We start from the raw sequence: 13,874 nt of genomic DNA on the forward strand, positions 1-13,874 counted from the left end.
CAGATGAATGCGGAGAAGTCTGACGATTTTTTGTATCTTCTTGATGGTGTTCCAATAAACTGAAAGAGACGATCATGCAAATCGGAATTGTCGGACTTCCGTTTTCCGGAAAATCCACCCTGTTCCAAACCATCACAAAATCCCACTTTGATCCCGCGGCTTTGGCAAAGGTGGAAGCGCATCATGCCGTTGTGAAAGTTCCCGATGCCCGGCTGGATGAATGTTCCCGGATCTTTTCCCCGAAACGGACAGTCAACGCTACCATTGAATTTGTCGATGTTGCCGGATTGAAGAAGGGCGAAACCGGCTCGACGCAGTTCACCACGAACTTTCTCTCCAACATCAAAACGAACGACGCGCTTGTTCAGGTTGTGCGCCTCTTCGCGAATGATGCCGTGCCGCATCCCGATGGAACGATTGATGCGCAGCGGGACATCGATTCGTTTGAAACGGAGTTCATTCTTTCGGATCTCGCCGTTGTGGAGAGCCGGGTCGAGCGCCTGAAGAAGCAGGTGATGAAGTCGGGAGATGAGTTGGGCAAACGCGAGTTGCCCGTTCTTGAGAAATGCAAACAGATTCTTGATTCGGCAAAACCGCTGCGTGAGCATGACTTCACGAAAGAGGAACTTCAATTGCTGAAGACATATCAGCTTCTTTCCATCAAACCGATGCTGATTGCCTTGAATCTTGATGAATCGCAACGCGACCAGGCCGATTCTCTTCGCAGGAAGGTCGCCGAACAGAAAGAGGGGAGCCATACAAAAGTCGTCTCTTTCTTCGGCAAGATCGAAATGGAGATGTCGGAACTTGCGGATGAAGAAGCCTCCGTGTTCATGCAGGAATATGGCATCACCGAGTCGGCGCTGGACACACTGATTCGCGAATCATACGCTATGCTGGGTCTGCAATCGTTCTTTACGGTCGGCGAGGACGAGTGCCGGGCATGGACGATCAGACGCGGAATGACGGCGCAAGAATCAGCAGGGGTTATTCACTCGGATTTTTTCTCGAAGTTCATCCGTGCAGAAGTGGTGCACTACGACGACTTTGTTGCGCATGGCGGTTCGTTTGCCAAAGCAAAAGAGGCAGGTGTGTGGAGGCTTGAAGGGAAAGAGTACATTGTGAAGGACGGGGATATCATTTCGATTCGGCACAGTTAAGCAAGACGGCGGCAAAAACCGTGAACCATCCACCAAGTGAGTGATGTGCGGAATGCCGATGCAATGAAAACGCCATCTCCTCCCATTGAATAGGCAGAGATGGCGTTGCCGTTACGGAACGGAAGAACAACCTACGAAGTCTTTTGCCGGATCTGCTTTGCCGCGAGGTGGCGCACGTAGTACATTTTTGCGCGACGCACAGACCCTTCTTTCACCCTCTCGATTTTTGCAATGCGGGGGGAGTGAAGGGGAAAAATACGCTCAACGCCCACTCCATCCGAAACCTTCCTGACCGTAAACGTTGCGCTCATGCCCGAACCGTGGCGTCCTATTACGACACCCTGAAACTGCTGGATTCGTTCCTTGTCGCCCTCGATGACCCGCACATGTACGTTGATGGTGTCGCCCGCGGAAAACCCCGGAAGATCGCTCTTCATTTGCGTCGCGTCCACTAACTTTAGCTTATCCATGACTGCTTCTCCAAACTACGTGTGTTGTGATTGTTCAAGTAAGTCTTTCCGGCGTTCCGCGGTTCGTTTCATCTGCTGTTCCGCACGCCAGGCTTCAATTTCTTTATGATTGCCTGAGAGAAGAACCCCGGGCACTTTCATTCCATCAAACTCTTCCGGACGGGTGTACTGGGGTCCATCAAGTACACCGTGCTGGAAGGAATCTGTCAATAACGATTCGCCGTCGCCAATCACGCCGGGAATCAACCGCACGACCGCGTCGATAAGAACCAGTGCCGGGAGTTCTCCCCCGGTCAACACATAGTCGCCGATGGAAATTTCCCTCGTGATCAGCGCTTGTCGAATGCGTTCGTCGATTCCCTTATAGTGTCCGCACAGCAGCAGAAGATTCCCTTTCAGCGAAAGCTCGTTGGCACTCCTCTGTGTCAGCGGTTCGCCATCGGCACTGAGATAGATCACTTCGTCGTAGTGTCGCTTCTTCTGCAGGGATTCGATACATGCAAACACCGGCTCTGCTTTCAGAATCATCCCCGCTCCGCCGCCGTACGGTGTATCGTCGATCGTCTTGTGTTTGTCGGTTGCAAAGTCCCGCAGGTCGTGCAACTCGATCTCGACGATACCCTTTGCCCTCGCCCGCTTAATGATGCTTTCGTTCAGCGGACTGTGCATCAGCCTGGGAAATCCTGTTACCACGTCAATCCGCATCGTGTTCCTCCGTCTCTCCTGCAGACTCGTCGAGCATCCCTTCGATGAGTCGTACCTTCATGGTTCGGGATTCCATGTCGATCCTCTTGATGAACTCTTTTACCGCCGGGAGCAGAACCTCGTTGCCGTTCCGCTCCACGACGTACACATCGTTTGCAGGATATTTGAGAACATCCTTCACGACACCGATTGTCTCGTTATTCTCGCCAATGACGCGCAAGCCGATGATGTCGTGAACGAAGTGGGTTCCTTTCGGAAGCCGGACTGCGTCCTTTTCATCTACAAAAAGAAAGGAGCCGACGAGCTGTTCTGCGTCGTTTCGATCCGCGATGCCCTGGATGGAAATACGGACGCCCCGCGGCTCGACACGAGCCGACAGGATGCCATATTCGGCCACCTGAGCGTCGGTCGGGCCGATCAGCACCTGTTTCAGTTTTCTAAACCGCGCCGGATTGCTCGTCATGGGAAGTACAACAAGTTCGCCCCTGATGCCGAACGGCTTGACGATTTTTCCTACTGCCAACAGTGTTCGACTGCTCAATTCCTTCGTACAGGCTTAGTCTGCAATCTCCAGAATTGCCCGTTTACCTTCCTTGGCTGCAACCGCCGCAAGCAATGTACGCATTGCCTGTGCAGTTCTTCCCTTTCGTCCGATCACTTTGCCGACATCCGCCTGCCCTACTTGAAGTTTGAATATCACCTTGCCGTCCTTCTCTTCCTGGTCGAGAATGACCTGCTCGGGATTATCCACGAGATGTTTGGCGATGAACGTTACAAATTCACGCATAGCGCGCCTCTTGAGTTGGTTGTTAGATCTTACCTGTCCTAAGACCGCTGTGCACTCCTTGCGCATGGTCTTTAAGATCTGACGTCTGTACGACAACGCCCGCACACTTGTGCGGGATGTTGCCAGCGAGAAGCCTGCTCGCCTCCGTGCGAGTTAGGTCAGGCCGCGGCAGTTCCTGGTTCTGCCGGTGCCGGCTCGCCGCCGGCACTTTTTCGAGCCTTACGTTTTGCAGCAAGACGACGTGCTTTGCGCGCTTATCAAAGAAAGAGCTTTTCAGCCTGTGCCATTTGCCACCTTCTCCATAGTGCTGCAATCGTGGTTTGTCCGTTCCTTTTGAGCAGGCTCCACTTCAGCCATGTCCGTTCCGTTGCAGCAAACTGCGCAAGGTATCCGTGGGTCGCGCTCCGGCCTTCAGCCAATACATCAACCGCTGTTCTTTTGTTTCAATGAGCATCGGATTACGCAGGGGCTCGTAGCGGCCGATTATTTCCAGAAACTTGCCGTTACGGGCTGCACGCGAATCCGCCGCGACGATGTGGTACTGCGGCATCTTCTTTTTGCCGACTCGTCGCAATCTGATACGTACTGCCAATTGTTCCTCCTCTATGTTTTAACATTCTGTAGAGTAGTCATGTCTCCGCTCCTCGCCGGACGAGCGGATTCACTTTCGGATATGCCTCAAAACGCCGCTTTCATGCGTTGGGACATCTTGAACTTGCCGCCCCCTTTTCCAAAGCTTTTCATCATCTTCTGCATTTGCTCGAACTGCTTGATGAGTTTATTGACTTCCTGAACGGAGGTTCCGCTTCCCGTCGCAATCCGCTTGCGCCTGCTGCCGTTCAGCACGTCGGGATTGTCGCGCTCTTTTTTCGTCATGGATTGAATGATGGCTTCGATGCGGACAATTTCCTTGTCATCAACATTCACGTCCTTCGGCATCTTGTTCATGCCGGGCAGCATTCCCATCACCTGGCTGAGCGGCCCCATCTTCTTTATTTCCTGAAGCTGATCGAGAAAATCCTCGAATGTAAACTGCGATTTTCGGAGCTTTTGTTCAAGCTTGACCGCCTTTGCCTGATCGAACGTTTGTTGTGCCTTTTCGACAAGCGTGACAATGTCACCTTTGCCGAGGATTCTGCCTGCAAGACGTTCAGGATGAAACTTCTCCAGCGCATCGAGCTTCTCCCCCACACTAATAAACTTGATCGGCTTGCCAACAGTTGCGCGTAACGAGAGTGCCGCCCCGCCCCGTGCGTCGCCATCCATTTTTGTCAGCACCGCGCCGTCGAAATTCAGGCGGTCGTTAAACGCTTTTGCCGTGTTGACGGCATCCTGCCCCGTCATCGCATCGACGACGAAGAGGATTTCATTAGGCTTGGTTGAGGTCTTGATCTCCTCAACTTCCTTCATCATCTCTTCATCAACGTGCAGGCGCCCCGCAGTGTCGATGATGACAACATCGCGGGCATTTTTTCGGGCGTGTTCGATGGATTGCCTGGCAATCTTCACGGCACCGGAATCCCGTTCGGAATACACCGGAACGGAAATCTGTTTCCCGAGTGTAATCAATTGGTCGATTGCGGCAGGCCGGTACACATCTGCGGCAACGAGCAGCGGGCTTCGACCCTGACTCTTCAGGTGGTTGGCCAACTTTCCTGCGAACGTCGTTTTGCCCGATCCCTGCAATCCCGCCACCAGAATAACAGATGGCGGCATTGATGAGAACGAAAGCTCAGCCTTCTTTTCGCCCAGTAACCGTACCAACTCGTCGTAGATGATCTTGACAATGAGTTGTCCCGGGGTAATACTGGAAAGAACTTCTGCGCCTACTGCCCTTTTCTGGACGTCATCTATGAACTGTTTTGCGACTTTATAGTTGACATCGGCATCAAGCAACACGCGCCGGACTTCACGGAGAGTTTCAGCGACGTTTGCCTCTGAAATCTTTCCCTGGCCTCTTAGCTTCTTCAGCACCCCATCTAATTTCTGACTCAGATCTTCAAACATCGGCTAAACAGGAGAAGTAGCACAAGAAACAGAATCGTACCCATCAAGATGGGTGATTAAAGTACGGAAAAACAAGAAGTTAAGCAAGGCAGTCAGATTAAGAATTGTTAGCATGCCGGGGATTTTCCGCGCTTCTTTGCCTTGAAACTCACGTACCAATTGGGTAGAATGAATTACGCATTTTCTGTCAAAACTGCATGTAGGGACTTGATTGTGACAAGACTTCAGACGCTCATCCTAACACTTGCTGTCTTTTTCTGCGGAGTTGTTGCTTTTGCCTCATCATCGAACGATTTGGTTGAGAAGGGGTGGAAGTCGCTTGAGCCGGCCCCGGCCCCGGGAGGCGGACAATCCGAAGCTGAGAAATACTTCAAGGAGGCAATCGATGCGGACAAATCCAACACCCGGGCACATCTCGGACTTTCTTTACTGTACGAGATGCAAGAACGAAAACTCGAAGCGTGGAATGCGTTCCGCAACGTCCTGACAACGGAGCAGAACTATTACCCCTACCTCTCGGCGCAATGGCTCTATACGTGGGACGACAAGTTGCGCAATTCGCCTGCTTCCGGCATGATCGGACTGCTGAATCAACTCACGGAAAAAGCCAACCCGGACGGAATGATGAAAGCGCAGGCAGCCGAGCAATTAGGCACACATTTCATGAACCGGGGCGACTTGCCGCAGGCACGGGGCTGGTTCAACACAATGAACGCCATTACGCAGTGGATGGTGATCGGGCCGTTCGACAATATTTCGGCTTCGGGATTTGACAAGGCGTTTCCGCCGGAATATGAATTTGATCAATCGAAAACGTATGAGGGAAAAAACGGGATTCCGGCAACGTGGTTCGAACCGAAGGCGATACGATTTGACCGATGGGTCGATTTCACGCGTTACTTTGCTTTCTCACAAGCGGTGTACTATGCCAACGCTTTCATCTTCTCCCCGAAGAAGCAGTCCGCATGGATACGCATCGGAACGTCGGGATCGCTGAAGGCATTTCTGAATGATGAGGAGATCATCCGGTACTTTGATGAAAACAACAACGATCTCGACACCTATATCATCGAAACCGAATTGCAGGAAGGCTGGAACCGGCTCCTCGTCAAATGCGGCTATTCCGAGATCACGCGCTGTAATTTCATGGTACGCGTCACAGGCTCATCCGGTGATCCCATCGACGGATTGAACATCTCTCTTTCTGCACAACCCTACACGGTAAAGCCGGGCGCCCAGAGCAGGCATGTCGAGAATTTTGCCGAGGCGTTCTTCAAGGAAGAAATCAAGAATCATCCCGGGCGGCTGGAGAATTACGTTCTCCTTGCCCAAGTCTACCTTATGAATGACAAAGCTGTTGAGGCCGAACTGCAGTTGCGGCAAGCGCTGAAACGTTCTCCCAACAACATTCTTCTTGTCAACAAGATACTTGAAGCGTACATCCGGGGACAGAAGTTTGACGAGATGACACAAACTCTCGAGAAGCTGCTTACGATTGAGCCCCATGCTCCGAATGCCATCACGTATCGCATTCAACAGGCTATTGACAATGAGGATTATGAGACGGCGGAACGTTCGTTGCAACAATTGAAATCGCTTCTTCCCGATTCCGAGCAAGCATACCGCCAGGAGATTGCCCTCTATAGAAAGAAGAAGCAGAACGAGAAGGTGCTTGAGCTGAACAAGGAGGCGTATACCAAACATCCCGATGTGTGGGAGTTTGCATATCTCGAAGCGACTCTTGCCCAAACACGGCAGCGCAATACCGATCGCGCAAAGCAGATCGTCGCGCACTATCTGAAGAACAACTACAACGCCAACGCATTGAGCACGCTTGCGGAATACAGCCTCACATCGAGCCTCTCCGAATGGGAAGCATACTATGCGAAGATGATCGAGCTGGAACCGGCGGCACCGGGATACCACTACAAAATGGCGAAAGTCTATTCCTCTCTTGAGTTGTACGACAAAGCTGTACAAGCTATGCGCCGGGCAATAGACATGTGCCCGAACAGCGATTCATACTGGTCGGAATTGGGTGAATTGCATCGCATCATGAATGACATTCCACAGGCAATGGGGGCTTATCAATCGGCGTTGAAATTCAACCCCGCCAACTACGATGCGCGTGAAAAGCTCCGCGAACTGCAGGGGAAGAAATCGATCTTCTCACATTTCCAATCTGCAGGCATAGACAGCGCGGTCAAGGCCTCGCCCAAATCGGCCGACTATCCGAACGATAACGGCGCCATCCTGCTGGACGATACGAAGCGGGTTGTGTTCGACAAGGGAACGTCAATGTCGCAACACGAGTTGCTTGTGAAATTGTTCAATAAAACCGGGATTGACCAGTACAAGGAGTTCGGCGTTCCGTACAATCCCTACACGGAAACGCTTATCATCGAAAAGGCTGTTGTGATCAAAAAGGACGGGTCGGAGGTGAAAGCCGACGTTTCGAGAAATGCGATGGTATTCAAGCAGCTTGAGGAGAATGATTGCGTTTACATCAAGTGGAAAACAAAGAACCACTACAATGGCCGGCTATCCAATCAATTCTGGGACGAGAACTATTTCAACGGCGGATACCCCGTTGTGCTTGCCCGGTTCAGCCTGCTTGTTCCCGAACAACTCGTGTTCAACCACCGGACGCAACACATGCCCGACAATCCGGTGAAACGAACAACCGAAGATGGCTTGCTGTATGAATGGTCGCTCGGCAACGAGCCGGCAATCGTGTACGAGGCGGGGATGCCTCCGCTTACCGACGTTGCGAAGGTGCTGTATATTTCCAGCATCCAATCGTGGGATTACTTGGTGGATTGGTATACAGACCTCGCGAGAACGAAAACACGCAGCACGTTCGAAATCCGTGAGCAGGTCGAGGAATTGTTCGAAGGAAAGAAGAATCTGACAGAAGAGGAGAAAATCAGAATCGTCTACGACTTCATCACCGAAAACATCCGGTACAGCAGCGTGCCGTTCAGGCAGTCGCCGCTTGTGCCGCAAAAGGCGCGTGACGTTCTCGTGAACCGCATCGGTGATTGTAAGGACGTTGCCACACTGTGCATAGCTATGTTGCGTGAAGTCGGCATCACGGCGCATCATGTTCTCGTCAACACGGCGGATCAGGGGTCGAATGCAAACATCCTGCCGACCATCGCGTTCAATCATGCAATTGCGGCGGTGGAAACCGAGCAAGGAATCCGCTATCTCGATTTGACGGCAAACAATTTTCCGTACGGCTCTGCTCCGTCTCCCGATATCAATGCGTTCTCTCTTCTCATTGCCCCGAACAACACAAAGCCGGGGTATCTCGGCAAAAAGGAATTCAGCCCCAGCAACGTGCATCGAAAGACAACAGTAACGATTGCCGTCGACAACAGCATCAGCGTCCGGCATGAATCGAAGAGAACGGGCGTCGAGACGGCAAGCGTACGGTTTTTCTATCGCGATAGAAGCCCATCGGATAGGGAGAAACTCTATGTGCAGGGGCTGACATCGGACTTCCCCAACGTACGGTTGACTTCGCTGAGTTTCACCGGCCTTGATACCGTTACGGATGTTGTGACCGTGAGTTCGGGATTCGAAGTGCCTGACTATGTGTCCGAATCGGGAAGGTTCAGGTTTCTCAAGCTGCCGTGGGCGGATAAGCTCGGCCCGAACTCCGCTCTTGTACACGATACGCGGATGTATCCCATCGTGGACTACTCGCACGAAGATACATTGCGGGAGCAACTTACCGTCAAGCTTCCGAAAGGATACGTCGTGGAAGGCCTCCCCCCGAAAGCGAAGCTCACCTCCGAAGCAGCGGAGTATTCGGTTTCATACAAACTGTCGGGAGGGGCGTTATTGGCGACGCGTGAGTTTATCAGAAAGAAGAACACCGTTCTGCCGGAAGAATACGCCGCGTACAGGAAGTTTTACAACGACGCGTTGAAGGAAGACACAAGGCAGATTGTCTTGAGGAAGAAATGAAATACACTTGGAGGACGCTGTTATGGAATTAACTCTTGAAGAGATGGCCATGAGACTGCTTGGTCTCCCGGCGTCTTCGCGTGCGATGCTTGCCGAAAGACTCATTGAAAGTCTTGACGAGACAGAAGACGACGAAGTCGAACGTCTATGGATTCAAGAAGCGGAGGTTCGTCTTCAATCTATTCTTGAGGGCAAAGCAAAAACCCGGCCCGCTGATCAAGTTTTTCGGGAAGCACGAGAGAAGCTTGGATGAAGCTTCTCGAATTCGATTCAAATGCCGAGCAGGAAATGCTGGAAGCGGCTTTTTCTATGAAGAACGTCAGGTGAAGCTTGGCGTTGCATTTCTGAAAGAGATAGAGAGGGCGGTCCGACGATTGATTCGGTTTCCTGAATCGGGGGTTATCGTTAGCCAGAGGATTCGCCGTTCAATGGTGAAGAAATTTCCATACGCTGTTCTGTACTCGAATCAACCGGAGAAAATCGTTATTGTTGCCGTAATGCACTGTCGAAGAAAACCGGGCTATTGGAAGAAGAGATTGCGATGATGAACAAACTCACTCTTGTTTGTATTGTCGTGTCGCTTGGCGTGTCTGAATTCGTTCATACGCAGCCGGCAAAGATTTCCAGTGCCCTCAAAATTGCGCGGCTAAAATACTCCGGCGGCGGCGATTGGTACAATGATCAGTCGGCGGAAGTCAACCTGCTGAGGTTTGTCCGGGAGAATACCAACATCCACGTCGAGCCGACGTATGAATTTGTGGATCTGAACAGCGAGCAGTTGTTTACATACCCGATGCTGTTCATGACGGGGCATGGCAACATTTCCTTCAACGAGCAAGAGGTACGGCGTCTGCGAACATATTTGGAGAACGGCGGCTTTCTCTATGCCGATGACGACTATGGAATGGATAAGGCGTTCCGCCGCGAAATGAAGAAGATCTTTCCGGGACAAGAGCTTGTTGAACTACCGTTCAGCCACGACATCTATCGCAATCAGTTCGAATTCCCGGGCGGTCCGCCGAAAACACACGAGCATGACGGGAAGCCGGCACAGGGCTTCGGATTGTTTCATAACGGGCGGCTTGTTGTGTACTACACATTCGAATCCAACCCGAGCGATGGCTGGGCCGATCCCGAAGTTCATAACAACACTCCCCAAAAACGGGAAGAGGCCCTGAGGTTCGGAACAAACATCATTGTATGGGCGTTGACGAATTGAGAGCTATGTCGTGAGAGGCAAATGAGCGAAAATACCCCAAAAATACTCAGCGAGTTGACGGACAGACTTTCCGCCGTACGAAGGAAGGAGAATTCTTCTTCTCTTCTTTACGGCATCTTATTTTCTGCTTCCGTGATGGTCGTTGCTGCGGGATCGATGATTCTTATTGAACAGATATTCTATCTGCCGGCTCCGGCCAGAACGATCATTTTTTGGGTCGTCACCGCTGCCGCAATCGGCTTGCTTGGATGGTTTGTTTTTCGTCCGTTGCTGACGCGGTTCGGTTTGCTGCCCGCAGAAAGCGATTCGCAAACGGCGGAAAAAGTCGGCAAGGCATTCCCGGGCATCAACGATCATCTCGTCAACATCCTTCAACTATACAAAGAGAAAGACAGCACACAATATTATTCTCCCGATCTCATTGATGCCTCGTTTGAAGATGTCAGGAAAGAAATCGAACCCGTTGATTTCACTTCTGCAGTAAGCTATGCGCCTGCCCGGAAGTGGGGAAGGATTTTCGGATTGGTATGTGGAGTTACGGTGCTTCTCTTTGCGGTCTTTCCTTCCGGCTTTCTTGGGGCTGCAAACCGGCTTTTGCATTACAGCGAATCGTTTGAAACTCCGCAGCCGTTCCGGTTCATCGTCGAACCGGGCAACAAGGAAGTCGTAAAGGGTGCCCCGGTGCCGATTGTAGTGAAGGTGGAAGGCGTGCCTCAAAAGCAGATCACGCTTTCATCAAAGCCGTCGGGTCAAATTCAGTTTGAAGAAAGGACTCTTGTCGCCAACGCAGACGGTACGTTCAACTACGAAATGCCCGCATTGAAATCCACGACAATATATCGGGCAAGCGCAGGCGATGTTTCCAGCGACGAGTACACGCTGACGGTCATCGACAGGCCGATGGCAAAGATGCTGCGCGTGAACCTCAGCTTCCCATCGTATGCAAAACTCCCGCCGCGTCAGCTTGATGATAATGTCGGGGATGTGACGGCGCTGAGGGGAACACGTATCACGCTTTCTCTCGAAGCAAACAAATCCCTTGCTGAAGCGAAGCTCGTTTTCACACAACCGGCAAATGAACCGAATAGAAAACCGATCACACACCCCCTCACCGTTTCGGGAAACAAAGCATCCGGTTCGCTGATGTTGCTCAGAGAGCAGACGTACTACATTCATCTCGTCGACGAAGAGAATATCACAAGCGCCGAGCCGATTGAATACTCACTCAAGATTGTGCCCGACGCATTCCCGACCGCACAAATACTCTTCCCCGGAACCAATATTGATATTGCCGAGAACAGCCGGCTCAATATGCTGTACAAAATCACCGATGACTTCGGCTTCTCATCGTTGCGACTCGCGTACCGGCTCATTCAGTCGCGCTACGAGCAGCCGTGGGAAGATTTCCGGTATCTCGCCGTTACGATTCCTACCGCAATCACAAACGAGGGAGACATTGCCCATCTCTGGCCGCTTTCCGAACTCAATCTTGTTCCGGAAGATGTTGTGAGTTATTATCTCGAAGTGTTCGATAACGACAACATCTCCGGTCCGAAATCAGGACGAAGCGAAATCTACACGTTACGTCTTCCCTCACTCGAAGAAGTGTTTGCCGATCTCAACCAGTCTCACGATGTGAGTCTTGAGGCGATGAAGGAATCGTTGAAACAAGCGGAAGAAGCAAAGAAAGAGCTTGAACAACTTCAGCAGGAAATGCGGAAGAACCAGCAGAAGATGGACTGGCAGCAGCAAAAGAAAGCCGAGGAGATGCTGAAGAAATATGAAGAGATTCAAAAGAAGATGGAGGAAGTGAACAAGACCATCAATGAGATGGTGCAGAAGATGGAGAAGAACGAAGTTCTCTCGCAGGAGACGCTGGAGAAATACCAGGAACTGCAAGAGCTGATGGAACAAATGAACTCGCCGGAGTTTGCCGACGCAATGAAGAAAATGCAGCAGGCCATGCAGCAGATGAATCCCGAGCAGATGCGGCAGGCGATGCAGAATTTCCAGTTCAACGAGGAGAATTTCCGCAAGAGCATCGAGCGGACGATGAACCTTCTGAAGCGTATTCAAATCGAACAGAAGATGGACGAAGCGATCAAGCGGGCGGAAGAAATGATGAAGAAGCAGGAAGACCTGCAGAAGCAAACCGAGCAAACGAATCCCTCGGACAAGAACAAGCTCGACGATCTTGCCCAGCAGCAGAAGGACTTGAAGGAAATGCTCGAGCAACTGCAAAAGGAACTTGCCGAGTTGCAGAAGAAGATGCAGGAATTTCCCGCCGAGATGCCTCTCGACGAAATGCAGAAGGCGCAGGAACAACTCTATCAGAGTCAACTCGACGAGATGATGGAACAGATTGCCCAACAGATGCAGCAGCAACAACTCTCGCAGGCAATGCAGAACCAGCAAAGCGCCCGGCAGAAGATGCAGCAATTCATGCAACAGATGCAGCAGATGCAGCAAGCGATGCGGCAAAACCAGCAGCGGCAGATCGTGAACGAAATGCGGCGGGCGCTGCAGGATTTGCTGAATCTCTCGAAACGGCAGGAACAACTCAAAAACCAGTCGCAACGGATGGAGCCGAACTCGCAGCAGTACCGCGATAACGCCCAGCAACAAATGGATGTTCTGCGCGACCTCGCAAACGTCACGCAGGGACTGTCACGCCTTTCACAGAAAACATTCGCCATCACGCCCGAGCTCGGCAAATCCATCGGCGATGCGATGCGGCAAATGAACCAGGCGATGCAATCGCTGGACCAACGAAGCGGCAATCAGGCGGGGGCACAGCAGCAGGGGGCAATGGGTTCATTGAACGAAGCAGCAGACCAATTGCAGAGCGGCATCAACGGCATGATGCAGGGCGGACAAGGGATGGGCATGGGCATGGCGGGATTCATGCAGCGACTGCAACAGATGAGCGGGCAGCAACAAGGGATCAATCAAGGAACGCAGAGCCTGCAGGGAATGTCGCAACAGCAGATGGCGGAGATGGGACGACTTGCCGCCGAACAGGGAATGGTAAGAAAGTCGCTTGAGCAACTCGCGAAAGAGGCGGCGCAAAGCGGCGAGTTGAGCAAGATGTTAGGCGACCTCAACCGCGTTGCACAAGACATGCGCGAAGTACAGACGGATCTCGCCCAGGGTAATGTCAACCCCGAAACGATGAAGAAGCAGGAACGGATTCTCTCGCGCCTGCTCGACTCACAACGCTCGGCGCGTGAACGTGACTTCGAGAAGAAACGCCGCGCAGAATCAGGCACGAATGTAGCGCGCCGCAGTCCCGGCGAGATTGACCTGACGACGCAGGAAGGCCGCAACCGCCTCCGGCAAGACTTGCAGAAAGCCATTGACGAAGGCTACGCAAGAGACTATCAGGAGTTGATCAAGAAGTATTATGAGGCGTTGGAGAAGATGGAGAGGGAGAACTAATTACGGCATGTTGTAAGGACACGACCCCGTCGTGTCCTTCGCTTAACTGTGAACACGAAGAGGGCATGACTGAGTCATGTCCCTACAAAGAGAATATGCAATATCCCGATTTT

Annotated in this window: 12 protein-coding genes; 6 read left to right on the top strand and 6 right to left on the bottom strand. The window is 51.9% G+C overall.

The genetic code is table 11. The features are described from left to right. The first annotated feature begins 74 nt into the window (after positions 1-74). Positions 75-1,160 (top strand): redox-regulated ATPase YchF, encoded by a 1,086-nt coding sequence (gene ychF, locus KF749_10435; GenBank protein ID MBX2991568.1) that lies wholly within the window; start codon positions 75-77, stop codon positions 1,158-1,160. A gap of 131 nt (positions 1,161-1,291) precedes the next feature. Here ychF and rplS read toward each other — a convergent pair whose 3' ends face one another. From rplS to ffh, 6 genes are all read right to left on the bottom strand, one after another. Next, the gene (gene rplS, locus KF749_10440; protein ID MBX2991569.1) at positions 1,292-1,630 is read right to left on the bottom strand and encodes a 50S ribosomal protein L19; all 339 of its coding nucleotides are present in this window, start codon (positions 1,628-1,630) and stop codon (positions 1,292-1,294) included. A 15-nt stretch (positions 1,631-1,645) separates the two neighbouring features. Continuing rightward, positions 1,646-2,335 (bottom strand): tRNA (guanosine(37)-N1)-methyltransferase TrmD, encoded by a 690-nt coding sequence (trmD, locus tag KF749_10445; GenBank protein ID MBX2991570.1) that lies wholly within the window; start codon positions 2,333-2,335, stop codon positions 1,646-1,648. Continuing rightward, positions 2,325-2,858 carry a 16S rRNA processing protein RimM gene (rimM, locus tag KF749_10450; GenBank protein MBX2991571.1) on the bottom strand — a complete coding sequence of 178 codons (534 nt, stop codon included), beginning with the start codon at positions 2,856-2,858 and terminating at the stop codon, positions 2,325-2,327. The genes trmD and rimM overlap by 11 nt, the downstream gene beginning before the upstream one ends. A gap of 33 nt (positions 2,859-2,891) precedes the next feature. Further along, positions 2,892-3,122, bottom strand: coding sequence for a KH domain-containing protein (locus tag KF749_10455; protein MBX2991572.1), 231 nt, complete (start codon positions 3,120-3,122; stop codon positions 2,892-2,894). Positions 3,123-3,471: 349 nt separating this feature from the next. After that, a complete protein-coding gene (gene rpsP, locus KF749_10460; GenBank protein ID MBX2991573.1) occupies positions 3,472-3,714 on the bottom strand; it encodes a 30S ribosomal protein S16 in 243 nt (80 codons plus the stop codon). 86 nt (positions 3,715-3,800) lie between these two features. Beyond that, positions 3,801-5,129, bottom strand: a complete 1,329-nt coding sequence (gene ffh / locus KF749_10465; protein MBX2991574.1) for a signal recognition particle protein — start codon at positions 5,127-5,129, stop codon at positions 3,801-3,803. A 213-nt stretch (positions 5,130-5,342) separates the two neighbouring features. Here ffh and KF749_10470 point away from each other — a divergent pair, with 213 nt between their 5' ends. The 5 genes from KF749_10470 to KF749_10490 are packed head-to-tail and all read left to right on the top strand — an operon-like array spanning position 5,343 to position 13,761. Continuing rightward, positions 5,343-9,104 (top strand): DUF3857 domain-containing protein, encoded by a 3,762-nt coding sequence (locus KF749_10470; protein ID MBX2991575.1) that lies wholly within the window; start codon positions 5,343-5,345, stop codon positions 9,102-9,104. A 22-nt stretch (positions 9,105-9,126) separates the two neighbouring features. Continuing rightward, a complete protein-coding gene (locus tag KF749_10475) occupies positions 9,127-9,357 on the top strand; it encodes an addiction module protein (protein MBX2991576.1) in 231 nt (76 codons plus the stop codon). Continuing rightward, the gene (locus KF749_10480; GenBank protein ID MBX2991577.1) at positions 9,350-9,649 is read left to right on the top strand and encodes a type II toxin-antitoxin system RelE/ParE family toxin; all 300 of its coding nucleotides are present in this window, start codon (positions 9,350-9,352) and stop codon (positions 9,647-9,649) included. Before KF749_10475 ends, KF749_10480 begins: the two co-directional genes overlap by 8 nt. Next, positions 9,649-10,323 carry a DUF4159 domain-containing protein gene (locus tag KF749_10485; GenBank protein MBX2991578.1) on the top strand — a complete coding sequence of 225 codons (675 nt, stop codon included), beginning with the start codon at positions 9,649-9,651 and terminating at the stop codon, positions 10,321-10,323. The genes KF749_10480 and KF749_10485 overlap by 1 nt, the downstream gene beginning before the upstream one ends. 21 nt (positions 10,324-10,344) lie before the next feature. Further along, positions 10,345-13,761 carry a hypothetical protein gene (locus KF749_10490; GenBank protein MBX2991579.1) on the top strand — a complete coding sequence of 1,139 codons (3,417 nt, stop codon included), beginning with the start codon at positions 10,345-10,347 and terminating at the stop codon, positions 13,759-13,761. Positions 13,762-13,874 lie beyond the last annotated feature (113 nt).

The organism is Bacteroidota bacterium (assembly GCA_019637975.1).
GTDB lineage: Bacteria > Bacteroidota > Ignavibacteria > UBA10030 > UBA6906 > CAADGV01.

Excerpts from the sequence above, each read along its gene's own strand:
- ychF (MBX2991568.1), top strand. The coding sequence starts at position 75 with ATGCAAATCGGAATTGTCGGACTTCCGTTTTCCGGAAAATCCACCCTG.
- KF749_10485 (MBX2991578.1), top strand. The coding sequence starts at position 9,649 with ATGAACAAACTCACTCTTGTTTGTATTGTCGTGTCGCTTGGCGTGTCT.
- trmD (MBX2991570.1), bottom strand. The coding sequence starts at position 2,335 with ATGCGGATTGACGTGGTAACAGGATTTCCCAGGCTGATGCACAGTCCG.
- rplS (MBX2991569.1), bottom strand. The coding sequence starts at position 1,630 with ATGGATAAGCTAAAGTTAGTGGACGCGACGCAAATGAAGAGCGATCTT.
- KF749_10475 (MBX2991576.1), top strand. The coding sequence starts at position 9,127 with ATGGAATTAACTCTTGAAGAGATGGCCATGAGACTGCTTGGTCTCCCG.
- ffh (MBX2991574.1), bottom strand. The coding sequence starts at position 5,129 with ATGTTTGAAGATCTGAGTCAGAAATTAGATGGGGTGCTGAAGAAGCTA.
- KF749_10490 (MBX2991579.1), top strand. The coding sequence starts at position 10,345 with ATGAGCGAAAATACCCCAAAAATACTCAGCGAGTTGACGGACAGACTT.
- KF749_10455 (MBX2991572.1), bottom strand. The coding sequence starts at position 3,122 with ATGCGTGAATTTGTAACGTTCATCGCCAAACATCTCGTGGATAATCCC.